We start from the raw sequence: 17,148 nt of genomic DNA on the forward strand, positions 1-17,148 counted from the left end.
GGAGAAAAACAAATGTCTTACTTAAGAAATAATCTACCATTAACAAAAGACGGAATAAAAAGCCTGCGAATTGGTGTAATTGCCAGTTCTTTTCGCAGCATCTGTGAATTCCTTCCCTTTATTGTAATTTACCTTCTGATAGAGTCTATAGTATGCCCGGTATTGTATGATCATTCCATGCCAGATATGAACTATATAGCTAGGCTCGGATTTCTGGGTCTTGCCATAGCTCTGCTTAATTACCTTGGTTTCTGGTTATCTGACAGAGCAAATAACATTCCCACCTATCATGAAATGGACAGGCTAAGGCGCAATGTTTCAAAAAAACTCATCGATGTACCTATGTCTTATCTTTCCGCCTTAAATAAAGGAGATCTGGTAAGTCATATTATGTCAGACTGCGCCAACGTAGAAGTTGTAATGAGCGGGCTTATCCCTGGCGTGATCTCACGCTTTCTCTCAACTATCGTAGTTTTTGTCATTCTATCTTTTCTTGATCTGAGAATGTCCCTTGCTGCGTTTTGCGTTATTCCTGCTGCATTCCTAATCCAGGCTATAAGTCTAAGACTTCAAGGAAGCTTATCCAAAATACAGATCAAGGCCAAGCACAGAGCCAGCAACACTCTTTTAGAATACATAGAGGGTATGCCCACTATCAAGGCCTATAATCTATATGGTCGCCAATTCCATAAGCTCGAAGCAGACCTTATCGCATTAAGTCGCATATCAACAAGACTTGAAGTGACATCTGGGATCTTTGTAGTTGGAGCAGAGGCCATTATGCAGATTGGAGTAGGGCTATGCATCCTCGTAGGAGTTAATCTATTTACAAATAACTCGTTATCTCTCCCTCTATTACTGCTATTTCTTGCTGCAATTCTAAGAATTTACGAGCCATTTGCAGAAGCTTTGGGGGACCTTTCTAATTTAACTTACATGTCCGAGTCTCTGAAGAGATTAAATACTATGCTTGCTATGCCTGAAGAAACCCTACCTGATGCTGATCTTGAGCACTTTGATATTGAATTTGAAAATGTATCCTTTAGATATCCTTTGTCAGATAAAGATGTTTTTAGTGATTTGTCTTTTGCCATCCCAGAAGGTAAGATCACTGCAATTGTAGGCCCTTCAGGATGCGGAAAAAGTACGATAATAAAGCTGATAAGCAGATTATGGAAGCCAGATGAAGGATGTATTAAGATTGATGGAAAAGATATAAACGCTATTTCAGGTATAAGCTTTAGCAGGTATATTTCAGTTGTAGATCAGGATGTGGTTCTCTTTAATTCTTCTGTAATAGACAATATACTTGTAGGTAATCCTGACGCTTCAAGAAATGCTGCAATAGCTGCAGCAACAGCTGCAAGATGCGATGACTTTATAAGTAAACTTCCCAACGGTTATGACACTGTTCTGGCAGAAAACGGCTTATCCTTATCTGGCGGTCAGCGGCAACGAATCTCTATTGCCCGAGCAATCCTAAAGGACGCCCCTATAATTCTATTAGATGAAGCTACCGCTTCTCTGGATCCTGAAAATGAGGAGCTTGTACAGCAGGCACTTGCCAGCCTTCTAACACATGGTAAAACCATCATTGTAGTAACCCATAATCTGCACACTATTGAAGATGCGGATGAAATAATACGTTTATAAATAAATCTAGTGGTATACTTGTAATTATGAAAAACAAATATACCACTTTTAGATTAATTACATTATTATCCATTCTCTCAATCGGAGCCACAGCCTGCAAAAGTGCTGCGCCAAAAGACGCCAGTGTATCAGAATATTCTATTGCTGAGGAGGGCAATATTACTACATCTGAAGCGTCCCTGGATGAAAATAACGACTCTGATCCTGAAGATTCCGCAAAATCTGATATTTCTAAGGCAATTCCAACCGCTTCTCTTGAAGAATCTGGAATCCATCCAGAATGCATTGAGCTTATAGAAGATATAATAACTACCGATATCGATAATGGCTTTCCAAGCGCTCAGCTGGCCATAGTCAGAGATGGCAAGCTCGTATATGAAAAGGGCTTTGGATCAGTAAATGCCTACAACCAGGATGGCACAAGAAAAACTGACTCTGCGCCTGTAACCACAGATACACTCTATGACATAGCCTCTATCAGCAAAATGGTAGGGGTAAACTATGCTCTTCAGAAGCTTGTTTCAGATGGTGAGATAGATATAAATGAGAAAGTATGCGACTATCTGGGGGATAGATTTTTTAGAGATACCATATATATTGACTATGAAGAGGGTGCTCATGTTCATCTTGATACCATAGTCACCTGGAAGTCTGAGCTTACAATTGCCCACCTTCTAAAGCATATGGGAGGTTTCCCTCCAAGTCCCAAGTATCATAACCCTACAATCAATCCGGAAACTCTAGAATATGACCCTGAAATCGAGAACCCGCTTTTTTCTTCAGTTTCTGCAGATCAGACCGCAAAAGAAGCTACTATAGAAGCAATCTGCAAGACACCACTGATGTACGAGCCCGGAACCAAGGTCATGTATTCAGATGTTGACTATATGATCCTTGGTCTTATCGTTGAGAAAAAGACAGGAATGGACCTTGATACATACCTAAAAAAGACCTTTGCCGAGCCCCTTGGACTTACCCATATTACCTACACTCCTCTTGAACACGGCTTTATGCCAGATTCAATTGCCGCAACGGAGCTAAATGGAAATACCAGGGATGGATATATCTCTTTTCCCGGGATAAGGACTGATACTATACAGGGACAGGTTCACGATGAAATGGCATATTATTGCATGGGCGGCGTCTCAGGTCACGCGGGAGTATTCACAAACGCCACAGACCTGGCAAGGCTTGGGTATTTGATGATTGACGGAACATTTGACGGCAAAACTTACTTCTCACCTGATGTGATTACCCTATTCACAGCTCCAAAATCCACTGACTATCAGAACTGGGGCCTTGGCTGGTGGAGACAGGGAGACATGCAAAGGACCAAATATTTTGGAACAAAAGCAGGCCCAAATACAATAGGTCACCAGGGCTGGACTGGAACTTTACTGATGATAGATCCTGAAAAAAAGCTGGTTGTAGCCTATCTCACCAACAAAATAAATACACCTGTTATCAATAAAGATGAGGATCCAAACAAGTTTGTGGGCAGCCTTTATACCTCCTCCACTCTTGGTTTCGTACCAGAGGTACTCTATACCGGTCTTGATGAAGATATAGATGTAACAGATGAACTTAAGAAACTTAGAAGCACTTATAAAGATTAAATCATTTCGCGTCAGGCTTTGTTTATTTTACACATTCATATACTTAAGTGCTTCATCATCTGCAACAAGCGTAAAATCTGGATGTAACTGCAATATAGATGCCGGCACCTTTGGAGTAACTTCCCCTGTCAGGGCCTCCTTTAGCACCTTGGCTTTCTTTTCGCCATCTACAACCATCAGGATCTTTTTAGCCTTCATTATGGTTCCAATGCCCATAGTTATCGCCTGCCTTGGCACCTGTGAAGCATCCTCGAAAAATCGTTTATTGGCCTCTATTGTGCTCTCTGCCAGATCAACTATATGTGTTTTCCTTGTAAAGCATTCACCGGGCTCATTAAAGCCTATATGGCCATTTGGACCAAGTCCAAGAAGCTGCATATCTATACCGCCGATTGATTCTATCGCTCTTTCATAGGAAAGGCACTCTCCCTCCATATCGGGGTTTGTTCCCTCAGGAATATGGACATTCTTCATATCAATGTTTACTCTGGAAAAGAGATTCTGTTTCATGAAATAGTGGTAGCTCTGAGGATTATCCTCATCAATGCCAACATATTCATCAAGATTCACAGTCTTAACTCTGGAAAAATCCAGGTCATCCTTTTTGTACCACTCAACAAGCTGATCATAGATGCCTATTGGCGATGAGCCTGTAGCAAGTCCCAGAACACAATCTGGTTTAATGATTATCTGCGCTGACAGGATATTAGCCGCTTTCCTACTCATGTCCTGATAATTATGTGCTCTGTATATCTTGATCATTTCTTCCTCCCCCAAGCCACACTATTACTGAAGATCAAAACCGCGAAGTTTAAGCTCATCTGCATGGATACAGGCTGCAAAATGTCCACCGCCATAGTCCTTGTTTTCAGGTGTTATTTTCTTGCACTCCTCAGTGCAGTACTGGCATCTTGTATGGAAAAAGCAGCCGCTTGGCGGATTTGCAGGGTTTGGAATCTCTCCCTTTAATGGAATCCTCTCCTGGTGAAACGTTGGATCTGCCACTGGTACTGCCGATAAAAGCGCTTCAGTATATGGGTGCTTGGGATGAGCAAAAATCTCCTCTGTCGTACCATATTCTACCATTTTTCCAAGATACATTACACCTACTTTGTCAGAGATGTGTTCTACTACAGAAAGGTCATGGGAGATAAAGATGTAAGTAAGTTTCATCTCATTCTGAAGATCTTTTAAAAGATTGATGACCTGTGCCTGGATAGAAACGTCAAGAGCTGAAACCGCCTCATCACACACAATGATATTGGGATTTAAGATAAGTGCCCTTGCAATACCTATACGCTGCCTCTGACCACCCGAAAAAGCATGTGGATAGCGCATAAGATACGCAGGGTTAAGGCCAACTTTCTCCGCCATATCTTTTGCTCTCTGATCCATCTCAGCCTTGGGCATTTTGGGGAAATTTGCTTTAAGCGGCTCCTTTATAATATCAAGTACAGTCATTCTGGGATCAAGTGATGAATAGGGATCCTGAAAGATCATCTGAATTTCCTTGCGGATTTCCTTCATCTTCTTTTTATCAATTTTAAGGAAATCAACCTCTTCCCCTGAGAGTGTACGGTACATTACAGAGCCTTCTGAGGCCTCGTATGCCCTTGCAATACAGCGTCCAAGTGTAGTCTTTCCACATCCTGACTCTCCAACAATTCCGATTGTTTCCCCCTTCTGTGCGCTAAAAGAAACATCGGTAACAGCTTTTACTGTGACATTTTTAGAGGTAAAACGCTTGTGAACATTCTTAACTTCCAGGATATTATCTTTTTCCACGCTTCTTACCTCCTTCCATAGGCTCTGAAACAGATGCCTCTCTTTTAAGTCTCTCCTCGACTTCTTTTCTATGAGCCTGGCAAGCTGCATTCTGGCATGCAAAGCAGGCTATCTTGTGGCCTTTTTCAATCTCCACAAGCTCTGGTTCTGCCTTGTCACAAAGGCCTTCAATTCTGGCATCACACCTGTCATAGAATCCGCACTGCTTAGGTAGATTCATAGCAAGAGGCACTGTTCCCTCAATGGAAAACAGTCTTTCATCTTTTCTGCCTCCTATCTTATGAACTGAGCCCATCAGTCCACGAGTGTATGGATGCTGAGGATTTGCGTATATAGTAGCTGCATCTCCTGTCTCCACAATTCTTCCAAGATACATTACAGCAACTCTGTCGCACATCTTGGCAACTACTCCAAGGTCATGTGTAATAAACAGGATTGCCATATCAAATTCCTTCTGAAGCTCCTTCATAAGCTCAAGGATCTGTGCCTGAATTGTGACATCAAGAGCTGTTGTTGGCTCATCTGCAATCAAGAGCTTTGGGTTGCAGACAAGCGCCATTGCTATAAGCGCTCTCTGTAACATACCCCCTGAAAACTCATGAGGATACTGATTGTATCGCTTTTCAACGTTTGCTATTCCAACCTTTCTCATGACCTCAAGAGATATCTCTTTTGCCTTCTTCTTGTCCTTGGTAATGTGAAGAAGTGTAGCCTCATTGATCTGATTTCCGATAGTATACATGGGTGAAAAAGCAACCATAGGTTCCTGAAAGATCATGGAAATCTGCTTGCCACGGACGTTTCTTATCTCTTTTCCCTTGGGATCCATTTTAAGTAGATCAACCTCAGTGTCGTCCTCATTTCTAAACATGATCTCGCCTCTTGGCATGCACTTCTTGTCATTGATTCCCAGTATTGCCTTACAAGTGATGGACTTACCGCAGCCAGATTCACCTACAAGTCCAAGAGTTTCACCCTTTTTTATTTCAAAATTAACCCCTCTTACCGGTGTGAGAGTCCCCTCCATCATCTTGATATCAACGTGGAGGTCTTTTATTTCAATTATGTTATCCTTTTCCATAGGTCAGCTCCTTGAAATTACTTGTATGGATCTGCCGCATCTCTCATTCCATCTCCCAGGAAGTTAAATGCTAGAACAGTGATCGTTACGAAGATAATAGGAATAAGCTTGTGAGGATTTAAAGCCACGTCAGTAACTGAGCTTGCTTCCTGAAGTAGCACTCCCCAACTGGTTGCAGGCGACTTGATACCAAGACCCAGATAAGACATTGAAGTCTCACCTACGATAGATCCAGGAATTCCCAGTGTCAGAGAAACTATAAGGTAACTCATAAATCCGGGAACCAGATGCTTCCAGATGATCTTCCAGGTAGAAACACCGGCAAGCCTTGCGGCCATTACATAATCTTCGTTTTTAAGCGACAAAAACTTTCCTCTAACAATGCGTGCCATACCTGTCCAGTTGATAAAGGACAGAATAATTGTCATGTAAAAATACATCTTAACTGTAGAAATTCCCGCAGGAATAGCTGCAGAAAGCGCCATCCACAGAGGAATCTGAGGTACAGCACCGATAACCTCGATGATACGCTGGATAATAATATCAATAACGCCGCCAAAATATCCTGAAATTGAACCAATAGCAACTCCCAAAAAGAAGCTGATGATAGCACTTGCGAAAGGAATTGACAGTGAAATCCTTGCTCCTAGCAGAACTCTGGAAAAGATATCTCTTCCCAGGGAATCTGCTCCAAATAGGAATATCTTGGCCCCAGTTCCACCATTTGATCCCGTTCCAACCCCAAATAGATGCAGGTCACAGGGAACAAGGCCCAGAATCTTATATTTTGTGCCATGTACAAACCACTCAATCTTGTAATACTCTGATAAATCAGGCTCAAGTCTTACTTCAAAAGTCTTTTTATCAATTGATTTCTCCAGCTTATAAACATGTGGTCCAACATGCTGTTCCTCAAAGATTGTATAAATCTTAGTTGGAGCTGAGTTTCTGTATAATCCATCAAACTCATCAAGCCCGTAAGGTGCAAGGAAATCTGCAAATAAAGCTCCCAGATACAGCACAAGTAAAATAACAAGTGAAATCTGTGCAAGCTTGTGTCTGCGCAGCTTTCTTGCCATCAAAGTCCACTGAGAGGCAAGATAATAATCTTCTTTTGTCTTTTTATTCTTAGCCATTATCTGCCACCTCCTGAGTAACGTATTCTTGGATCAAGGAAGGCTAAAGCGATATCGGATAAAAGAACTCCGATAACAACCAGAACTGCCTGTATCATAACGATAGCACCCGCCAGATACATGTCCTGGGAAAGAAGTGCTTTATATAGTACCGGCCCCTGGATCTGCATGTTTAGAACAAGTGCAGTTACAGTTGAGCCTGAGAAAAGACTTGAAAGAACTCCGCCAAGCCCTGACACTGTAGGATTTATAGCTGCTCTGAAGCAATATTTCATGATGATCTTGCCCTCAGATACACCCTTGGCTCTTGCTGTAAGAGTATACTGCTGTGCAACCTCATCGAGCATCTGCGCTCTCACTGATCTGATAATTCCGCAGGTTCCACTGGTTCCTATTACAATGATAGGAATTATCATTCTCTTTAAAAATTCCCCGAAATTATATAAATGAACGCCGTTTTTAAGCATCTCCTGGCTGAACAGACCTACATTCGCGTTGCCTGTCCACTTATAAGAGAGATACATCAGCACAATTGCCAGAATAAAGTTTGGTATTGCTGTACCCAAAAATCCTATTATGGCTGAGATATAATCTCCAGCCGAATACTGATGAGTACTTGCATAAACAGCAATAGGAATAGATACAAGATACTGAAACAGCATGATTATCGCTGTAACACCAATAGTAAGCCCCAGTCTGTCATTAACCACGCTCCAGACATCACGTCCGTAAGCAAAAGAATATTTCCAGTTATGATGAGAGTGATAAAGTCTGTAATAAGGAGTATCTGAAGGCGTCCAGATAATATCCTTTACCCACTTTAAATACTGTTGCCAAACAGGCAGATCCAGTCCGTAATCTGCTCGCATCGATGCCGCATAGTCAGCATCAACAAGCTCTCCTTCCGTTGCCAGTGCAGCAATATGCGCAGAAACATAGTCTCCGGGAGGAAGCTGAATAACAAAGAAAACCAATATTGAAATTAAAAGCAATGTAGGGAAAAACATCAGCACACGCTTAACAATGTACTGAACAAGATCTTTTCTGAAGAATTCCTTTAGACCATCAACAAAGCTTTTTTTAATAACCTTGTCCTCCATAAAAAATACCCCTTTTAAATCGTAAAAATCGGAGACGTGGAAACCCCCGTCCCAGCACGTCTCCGATTTCTTTTTACTCTATCCAGTTAATTATGTGTATACATTACTCAGCCTTGAAAAGGACTTCATAATGTGTCATGTTAGCGTACTGGTAGCAGTCAGCAGATACTAGATTATCTGCATAATTCTTGATACTTGAATTGATGAGTTCGTAGTAACCCTCTGCCTTGAGATAAGCTATTGTCCAGAGGTTATCCTGATGGATCTTGTAAATTTCTGCCTGATAGCTATCTCTTTCTGACTCATCTGCTGTCAAACGCCACTTATCATATAATTCGACAAGTTTAGCCATATCACCTGTAGGCTCAACGCCCTGAGCGCCTTTGGTTGCATAGTATGTACCATACTCGCCATACCATTCAGCAGCCTGTGCAATAGGAACAAATGGAGCTGCTCTGTCCTTTAGTGAAGCTCCACCAACTGCTGTGTGAGGTCCCATTACAGCAACCCACTCGTTGTTATCTATAGCTTCATCGAATGCTGATACTTCAAGATTTTTAATTGCACAATTGAGTCCTACTGCCTTGTAATACTGCTCAAATACAGGATATGCATCGTCCATTCCACCATCATATTCAAGGAATGTGAGCATAAGCTCTGAACCATCAGCAAATGTATAGAATCCATCTGATCCCATCTTAAGTCCACAGCCCTCAAGAAGGCTCTTTGCCTTGTCTACATCATATTCTGTCCACTTTTCAACCCATTCCTGGCTGTAGCCTACGTTGCCTTCCATTGGTCCGCACTGTCCTGGCTCAAGGAAGCCATCTGTAAGAAGCTCGGAAGCCTGATTTCTGTCAACACAAATTGAAATTGCCTCACGGAAATCTGGATTAGCAAAAAGCTCAGCATAATTCTTATCAGGATTTGTGTAGTTGAAGGTTACCTGATAGCTGCCCCAGTTTGTGGTTCCCCACTCACGAAGAGAAGCTGTATCTCCAAGATCTGAAAGTGTAGCTGCTATGTCCTTCATTGCTACTGCAATGATATCGATCTCGCCAGAACGGAACATAAGAAGATCCTGTCCATCCTCTGAAGTCTGATTGAAGTGAAGAGCATCTACATATGGAAGCTGATTGCCTGCTGCATCAACCTTCCAGAAGTATGGATTACGATCCATGATGCAAAGTGTGTCATCTTTGGAGCTATTGCCGGGTACTGTTGAAAGAACAAATGAATTTACAGTAGGAATTCCTGCTACATTCCAGAAGTTATAAGATACTGCCTTACCAAGATCCTTGACGGTAGCTGCGTCAATGTTCTTCTTCTGAGCATTAGCAAGAACCTCTTCCTCTGAAAGTCCTGTGCTCTGATAATATTCATTCTCAACATATGGATAATCCTCAGAATCAGGAATAAGATCCATCAAATAATGGGCTGGAGCCCAGCACCACTTAAAATCACCATTTTCTATGAAATCTGCTGGATATTTGGGATTAACGAAGGTCCATGTGACTGTGTAGTCATCCACCTTCTTCAGATCTGCCCATGCATCCTCACCATCTACCTCTTCCTTAAGAGCTGCCCAGCTCTTCTTGCTGTCAAAGTTTGTAAGATGGCACATATAATACCAGAATGTAATGTCATCAGCTGTAAATGGCTCTCCGTCTGACCACTTCATGCCTTCTCTTAAGTGGAAGGTCCATGTTGTGTAGTCATCACTGTGCTCAAATGCCTTAATAACATTTGGATAATAAGATCCGTCTGTATTGTAGCGGATTATAGACTCAAGAGATGGTCTTGAAAGTCCCCAGCTTCCGCCTGCTGGTCCCATGTTAATAACCCCGCCATACGTACCGATCTCAAGTGGAGCACCTGTTGCATCAACTGTCTCTACAAAAACATTGTCTACATCAGGAATTCTCTCTTCTACAGCTGGAAGTTTTCCAGCTGCTACCTGGTCAGCAAGCATTGGTGCCTCTGTAAAGCCCTCTACTGTCACCTCCTCAGTATTGGACGCAATGTCACCAGCCTGAGCTTCTGCCACAGTAGCTTCTGTAGTTGCGCTCGTATCCCCACTTGTCTGCGCAGGAGTTGCTGCCCCACCGCAGCCTGAGAGCATCGTCATGCCAGTTGCTGCAGCAAGTACTAATGATACTGCTTTTGAGTTCATTTTCCTTCTCATAATTCCTCCTTTTAGCTTTTCGCTACACCTTACGATAATCATATTTTATCAGACACATTGTCCTCTAAATAGTCGATTTTTTTACTTATTCGCAAAAAACATTGCATTTTTTGCTCTAGATTTCCTCTAAATCTGACTTCTCATATTTCTGATCATTATCGTATGATCAAAGCCTGTGTAATCCGTAAAGTAAATGGTGGAAGATCCTGAATTTGTGGCTTCTGAGTCCTCTTTTCCCTCCATAAATCTGTGAGTTCCAAAGCAAGGCCCAATTATCAGTGTATCCCTGGAATTAGATAGCTGGATTTCTCCATCCTTGGCGATGATAGTTTCATTTCCCTTCAGGTTAGTTGCCATATGGCTGTTTTCCAGGAAATCTGCCCCGGTAAAAGACATCTCGATTCTCCAGGGAGCGCCTTCCACGCCCTTTGTCTTGATGCGTACATTGATTCCATCGCGGCCTTTGCTCTCTTTAACCCATACATCAATGTCCATATCAGGTCCCATCTTCTTGTCGCGCTTTTCATTCTCCATCTGCCACCAGTCATTTGTTTCTGGGATCTTATCCTGGCTCCAGGGAAGATAGTACCAACCATGCATTGTCTGATGAAGATGGAGGCCTTCTTCAGTTTCCTCCATAGTTTCACCCTTAAAAGCTCTATGCTCACAAAAGCTTCCTGCAACCTTCATCTCAAGCTTTATTGTTCCATTATGAAAATAAAGGAAATTGGATTTGCCCTTCATCACTGTGTAGGTATATCTTCCAGTCCTGTTTCTGGAAATACCCGAATTCTGGTAAAAGACCTGATAATCTGAATTTTTATAAATACCTTCATGCTCAGTATTAATCCATTCCGGATACCACATGAAGTAAATAAGGCAATCCGGACCATGAAGATTGCGCCTCTTACACACATCAATGATGTAATTGCACATCTCATAAAATTCTGGAATTCCATGTCTTTGAGCCATCAGCATGTATTCTGTATAGTAATCAGTCGGATACATGAGGCGATCTTTGTCAAACCTGGTGGAATTGGCTGTAAATACCGAATCATCTGGTTCCCAGTAATGTAGCATCATACGAAGATTTCTGATAACATACTCCTCGTATGTCTTATCTCCTGTAGCTTCTGCCAGCGTTATCATGGCATCATTATTGACACGGTTATAATTTCCAGCAGATTTCTCCGCATACTCCCCATCTTCGTTGCAGTCTATTCCTTCTGCCAGATACCTCTCCGCGCAGCGCTTCATATCCTCATCGCCGTAGATCTTATAACACTCCATAAGAGTTGACGCTATAGCCCATCTATGGTTAGGCGTATGGAAACCACCTGTCATTATTCCTCTGGAAGCTTTCCTTATTATTCCCTCAATTATCTTATAGATTTCTTCTTCCTTATCAGTTCTCTTATCACCACAAACATCTCTTAGGAAAAAGAAAATCGGCATGAGCTTTTTTATACAAAAGGCCGTATCAGGTGCTGAGCTGAAATTGCAGGTCACATAATCGTAAAGTCCGCTATCAAGCTGCATTTTCTCAGCAAAACCAAGTCCTGCCATTATTCTTTTAAAAAGTTTTTCATCTCTGAAAAGCTCACTATCCTTGCAACAATAGAGCGATATCATGGACGCAGTTCTGTAGATTGTATACTTGGCGTCAAGGATGCAATCTCTATCCATGAAAGCCCCAAAGTTTTCGTCTTTCTCATCCATTATCTGAGTGCACATAGACTCATAGACCAACTCCTGCGTGTCCTTTAATATAAACTCGTAGTGTTTTTTCATTTTTCCTCCAAATCAAGTCTCTCTATCACATCTTGTCGATCAATGCAGCCCCAATCACTCCAACATCCCCTGCATCAGAAGTGCCCTTTGCTATCATGATCTTTGTATTTTTACTACTATCTCTTGAATAAACATCTCTTGAAACTTTCTCTTTTACGCTGTCTAGGAAAAGATCTGCTGATCGCGTTATACCTCCACTTAGAACAAGAATTTCCGGCTGCAGAATGTTGATGATATTTGTAAGTCCCTCTGAAAGATAATAACAATAGTTATTAAGTACTATCAGAGCACAGGCGTCTTTTTCTCTCACAGCCTCAAAAATTTTTTCCCCATCAAGTGCCTCTTTAGTTTCTGCCTTCCTCCACAAAGAGGAGTTGCTGCCAGCGGCTGTATTCATTATCTCCCAGGCTTGCTCCACAAGAGCTGTAGCGGAAGCATAATCTTCATAACAACCTTTTCTTCCACAGTTGCAGTCAATTCCATCAATATCAATGGCCATATGCCCAAACTCAGCAGCAGCATAGTTGCAACCTCTAAAGACCTTCCCATTAATAATGATACCACCACCTATGCCAGTGCCAATAGTAACCATTACAAAGCTGTCCGCGTCATAGCCTCCAGTAATATATTCTCCAATTGCAGCCGCGTTAGCGTCATTGTCAAAATGCAGCTTATCGGAAAACTCCTTGCCCAGAGCCGTCTTCAAAGCCCCAAGAAATTCAACATTTTCAAAGCCAAGATTATTGGCATACAAGACCTTCCCTGTTTCAAGGTCAGCTGTCCCTGGAACTCCTACTCCTATTGCCTCAATATGGCTTGCACTTAGCATTTCTGCAGACATCAGTTCTTTTACCATATCTGCAATTGTCTTTATCATTGCATCTACAGAGCCTGCATCCCTTGTCTTGACACTTAGCTTTCTGACTATCTCGTAGGAATCATCCACTAATCCTGCCGCAATATTTGTACCGCCTACATCTACTCCAATCCTGAACATGCCTTACCCTCAAGCTTTCAATACTTCCATTAGGAACAACATTGCCAGCGCCTGCCCATAGGGCATAGGCTTAATCTCTATCCCTTTGTAAAAATCCTTGGACTCTCTGCCCATAGGCGTTCCATAAGACACCTGATTAACGGTCCCATCTGGATCTATAAGCTTTAATATTGGCTTAAGAGCTTTAAGCCCAACATCTTTATATTTTTCATCAATATACCCAAGCCTAACTGCCTTCAAGATACCATAGGCAAACCCACAAGTGGCACTAGCTTCAAGGTAAGACGTGTCATCATCCACAAGAGTATGCCACATTCCGCTCTGATCCTGATATTTTTCAAGGGCTTTAACCTGACCCAAAAGCGCCTCTATTAGGAACTTCCTGTCAGCGCCCTGTACATCTGCAATCGAAAGATATTCTGGAACAGCAATGGTAAACCAGCAGTTTCCTCTCCCCCACAGAGCTTCTGCAAAATTATGATGTCCCTCAAAAGTCCATCCATGGAACAATAGCCCCGTTTTATGATCAACAAGATACTTTATGTGCAGGAGAAACTGATACCTTGCTTCTTCCCTATACGTATCATTATCCTCTATTTCTCCCATCAGAGCCAGAAACATAACTGTCATAAATAGAGTGTCGTCCCAGAGTTCTCCGGTATTCTCGCTATCTGACGTCCTATGCTGTATTCCACCCTCACAAGTCTTGGCAAAATCCTTAATTATTGCCTCTGCCCATTCATGACAGGTCTTTTTATATAATTCATTTCCAGTATCCTTGAGTAACAGTCCCAAGGTTAAAAGAGGTGCACAAGTATTAACATTTTTTGCTGGGAGGCCAAGAGAAATTTCTTTGTCATAAAAACTCTCCAGAAAATCTACAAAGTCCTTTCTGCCAAGTTCCTGGGCAAGTTGATAAAGGCCATAAAGGCCCACTCCCTGAGTCCACTCCCAGTGCTGATACCTTGAAATATCATCGCCAGCCAGGTTTTTGGTTTTCATGTTTTCAAGAAATTTCTCATCATCTTCATAGAGAAATTTCTTAAAACTCTGAGCCAAAACCTCAAGAACTGACAGAATTTCTTCTCTTTCTACTTTCATTTGCTACCTCTTTCCATTTCATTTATACTAATCTCATGCTTATAAACGACAATATTTACTACGAAGACAACCACTATATAATCATCAACAACATCCCTAATAACATTTATTACTACATTGACTATGACAAGAGGGATGCCTCTGTAAATATGGAATTCCAGCACCTTCATCCATATTACGAGATGATGTTTCTTCTAGCGCCCAACGCAACTCACCTTATTGAAGGTGTTCCCTATAATATCCACATGGGAGATTTTGTGTTGCTGGCGCCTTCTGTTATGCATAAATCTGTTTATTATAAGGGTGAACCCAGCAAAAGAGTCATCATAGACTTTATGTACCCCTTAGATAGGCCAGAAACGGCTGATGCTTACAAGGAAATCCTAAAGCCCTTCCACGCTGATCTTCCTATCTACCGCTTTGATTTTCAGGACCAGCAACGGCTCATAGACATTTTAAATAACCTCTTTATCTTTTCTAAAGAGCACAACTACTACGGAAATCCAGCCGACGAGTTCTACATTCACAACAAATTTCAGGAGCTTTTGTACACCTTCTATGACCTGAGAAACAAGAATATCTACACCAACGATCAGAGTTATAACTCTATTCAGCAAAAGATGTATGAAATATCCTCCTACATCCACACCCACTACGACGAGAATATATCTCTAGATGCACTCTCTGAGCAGTTTTTCATAAGTTCAAGCTACTTATCAAGAGAGTTTAAGCATGTTACGGGCTTTAACCTATCCAACTATATCCAACTCACCAGGATCAAAAATGCCCAATATCAGCTTATATCCAGTAATAAAAAGATTTCCCAAATAGCGGAGGAATGTGGTTTTTCATCCTTCTCGCAATTTAACAGGATTTTTAATAAGATTTCCGGCGCATCCCCCAGGGAATACCGCCAATCCTCCACTATTGGCAAGTAAGCACTTTTTAGCTTTTTAGCGTACCAATATAACCGGATTAGTTATAGCAAGATTCGTGCAGTCATCCTGCACCATGAAATACAGGTAATTGCCATCAGGAACGGGTTCTTTTATAGTCTGACTATAGTCATAGAAGCCGTTCTTTTTTCCGCCCTTTAGAGGAATATCTTTATATACCCCATTCTCTGTACACAGCTTTAGCGTCTTAAGCCTTCTATTTGCAAGGATCATTAGCTCAATTTCAAGCTCAGCTCCGCAATCACCCGTTTTTCCTTTCTTTCTGCCATCTGTACTTACCGATACCTTGTGCCCTGGGAGCTTACCATTAACTCTTGATACCAGAATCGGACCATTAGTCAAAAAGCTTCTCCCTCTGCGAAGCCTGTCCATAATATACTCCGGATTATGTGTATCTTCCCTTGGCATAGATGCATCAAAATTTATATAGGTTCTTACACAGCCGCTGCTAAGGCAGGTCTCAGCCCATTTTTCCAATAGCGGTAGAATTTTTTCCCCGATTTCAAGCATTACATGAGTTTCCTCAGGATACTCTTTTAAAAGCGTAGTATCATTGGCTTTTATCGCATCTAGAACATCCATCACCTCGTCAAAGAGAATATGGTAGTCATCAGCACATATGTTGTGAGTGTCGCTTCCTGTGGTCGCAGGTAAAAAAAGTCCTCTCTTCATGCAATCCATCCACAGCTTCATAGCTGCATCATTGGTACTTCCCGGCATCATTGGATTAGAGCCATTCCATATCTCCATGGTCTCAAAAATATCCAGCATATCATTAAAATTTGGATTCCAGGAAATGGATCTCTGAAGGTCTCTTGGGTGATTTATCTGGGCAAGGCCTCCATTTTCCTTGATAACATCAGTGATCCTTACAAATTCGTTCCTGAGATACTCATCAGTTCTGTCTTTGTCCTCAGGAATCTTATATATCACATCTATAGGGACTCCCATAGCCATAACATGACCGTTAGAAGTAGATATCTCTTTAGAAATGATAGGCACAAAATTATGCCTTTTTAGAGCTTTCCAGGCTGGGTGACTTAATATAATGTGATGGTCAGACAAAGCTCCATAGGAAAGCCCCATTGCCATCTGTGAATTAGCAATTTCCTGAGGGGTATCCACTACATCATCATCTCCGCCAAAAACAGGACTTGAGTATACGCTATGGTGGTGCAATTCTCCTGCAATCCACCCCATTTCCTCCATATTCACAAATCGGCTTAAATCGTAAGATTTTCTGGAATATTTATCCTCTTCAATTTCAATATCATCCGTTATTATTGCGTATTCGCTTCCCTTGGACACCTCGATCACATACCTGCCCACTGGAAGTTTTCTTGATAGACAGCCATCAAATCCCGTAATATCGCGGATCATGGTGATCTTTCCATTTACTCTGTCAAAATCTCCTGCATCTTCGCCCGGAAGAAGCTTAAAAAACTTAACTTGAGCGGGAGTTCCTATTCCCCCAGATCTAGTTTCAATAAAAATACTTCCAAGGTGTTTTTCCCCTTTTACTATCCCATTTTGATGGAATCTGTTCCTGTCATTTCCGTCAGAATAATCAACCTCGTTTATTCTTCTTTTCTTTGGGTCTGTATATTTTCTAAGAACATATTCCACATATCTATAGAGTCTGTCTGCATCCATCGCATTAACTGACTCATCTGTCACCTGTAAAAGACCTATCGCTATGCTCAAAAACTTGGTTTCTTTACTCATATTTCATCCCTTTTATGCTAAA

The 17,148-nt window shown here is 41.7% G+C and carries 13 protein-coding genes; 3 read left to right on the forward strand and 10 right to left on the reverse strand.

Annotated elements, in window-relative coordinates; genetic code table 11:
• Positions 1-12: 12 nt before the first annotated feature.
• Positions 13-1,653 (forward strand): ABC transporter ATP-binding protein, encoded by a 1,641-nt coding sequence (locus G631_RS19070; protein WP_035789784.1) that lies wholly within the window; start codon positions 13-15, stop codon positions 1,651-1,653.
• A 26-nt stretch (positions 1,654-1,679) separates the two neighbouring features.
• Positions 1,680-3,269, forward strand: coding sequence for a penicillin binding protein PBP4B (gene pbp4b / locus G631_RS19075; protein ID WP_051197203.1), 1,590 nt, complete (start codon positions 1,680-1,682; stop codon positions 3,267-3,269).
• A 27-nt stretch (positions 3,270-3,296) separates the two neighbouring features.
• Here pbp4b and nagB read toward each other — a convergent pair whose 3' ends face one another.
• The 9 genes from nagB to bglB all read right to left on the reverse strand — a co-directional run bounded on the left by nagB (position 3,297) and on the right by bglB (position 14,445).
• Positions 3,297-4,028, reverse strand: coding sequence for a glucosamine-6-phosphate deaminase (gene nagB / locus G631_RS0111960; protein ID WP_026489648.1), 732 nt, complete (start codon positions 4,026-4,028; stop codon positions 3,297-3,299).
• Positions 4,029-4,055: 27 nt separating this feature from the next.
• Entirely contained in the window at positions 4,056-5,054 is a 999-nt protein-coding gene (locus tag G631_RS0111965; protein ID WP_026489649.1) for an ABC transporter ATP-binding protein, read from the reverse strand.
• Positions 5,041-6,135 (reverse strand): ABC transporter ATP-binding protein, encoded by a 1,095-nt coding sequence (locus G631_RS0111970; RefSeq protein ID WP_026489650.1) that lies wholly within the window; start codon positions 6,133-6,135, stop codon positions 5,041-5,043. The genes G631_RS0111965 and G631_RS0111970 overlap by 14 nt, the downstream gene beginning before the upstream one ends.
• A 17-nt stretch (positions 6,136-6,152) precedes the next feature.
• Positions 6,153-7,271 (reverse strand): ABC transporter permease, encoded by a 1,119-nt coding sequence (locus G631_RS0111975; RefSeq protein ID WP_026489651.1) that lies wholly within the window; start codon positions 7,269-7,271, stop codon positions 6,153-6,155.
• Positions 7,271-8,371: an ABC transporter permease gene (locus G631_RS0111980; RefSeq protein WP_196803861.1), complete on the reverse strand. Its 1,101-nt coding sequence runs from the start codon at positions 8,369-8,371 to the stop codon at positions 7,271-7,273. Before G631_RS0111980 ends, G631_RS0111975 begins: the two co-directional genes overlap by 1 nt.
• Positions 8,372-8,474: 103 nt before the next feature.
• The gene (locus G631_RS0111985; protein WP_026489653.1) at positions 8,475-10,556 is read right to left on the reverse strand and encodes an ABC transporter substrate-binding protein; all 2,082 of its coding nucleotides are present in this window, start codon (positions 10,554-10,556) and stop codon (positions 8,475-8,477) included.
• Between the two features lie 126 nt (positions 10,557-10,682).
• On the reverse strand, positions 10,683-12,347 hold the full coding sequence (locus G631_RS0111990; RefSeq protein WP_026489654.1) for a hypothetical protein: 1,665 nt from the start codon (positions 12,345-12,347) through the stop codon (positions 10,683-10,685).
• A 25-nt stretch (positions 12,348-12,372) separates the two neighbouring features.
• Positions 12,373-13,344 (reverse strand): ROK family protein, encoded by a 972-nt coding sequence (locus tag G631_RS0111995; RefSeq protein WP_026489655.1) that lies wholly within the window; start codon positions 13,342-13,344, stop codon positions 12,373-12,375.
• A 9-nt stretch (positions 13,345-13,353) separates the two neighbouring features.
• A complete protein-coding gene (gene bglB / locus G631_RS0112000) occupies positions 13,354-14,445 on the reverse strand; it encodes a beta-galactosidase BglB (RefSeq protein WP_026489656.1) in 1,092 nt (363 codons plus the stop codon).
• Positions 14,446-14,480: 35 nt separating this feature from the next.
• On the opposite strand from bglB, the gene G631_RS0112005 reads away from it, so the two are divergent.
• On the forward strand, positions 14,481-15,383 hold the full coding sequence (locus tag G631_RS0112005) for a helix-turn-helix transcriptional regulator (RefSeq protein WP_026489657.1): 903 nt from the start codon (positions 14,481-14,483) through the stop codon (positions 15,381-15,383).
• Positions 15,384-15,398: 15 nt separating this feature from the next.
• Here G631_RS0112005 and G631_RS0112010 read toward each other — a convergent pair whose 3' ends face one another.
• Positions 15,399-17,126: a CehA/McbA family metallohydrolase gene (locus tag G631_RS0112010; protein WP_026489658.1), complete on the reverse strand. Its 1,728-nt coding sequence runs from the start codon at positions 17,124-17,126 to the stop codon at positions 15,399-15,401.
• Positions 17,127-17,148: the final 22 nt, after the last annotated feature.

The sequence above is a fragment of the Butyrivibrio sp. XBB1001 genome, from assembly GCF_000424505.1.
Taxonomy (GTDB): domain Bacteria; phylum Bacillota; class Clostridia; order Lachnospirales; family Lachnospiraceae; genus Butyrivibrio.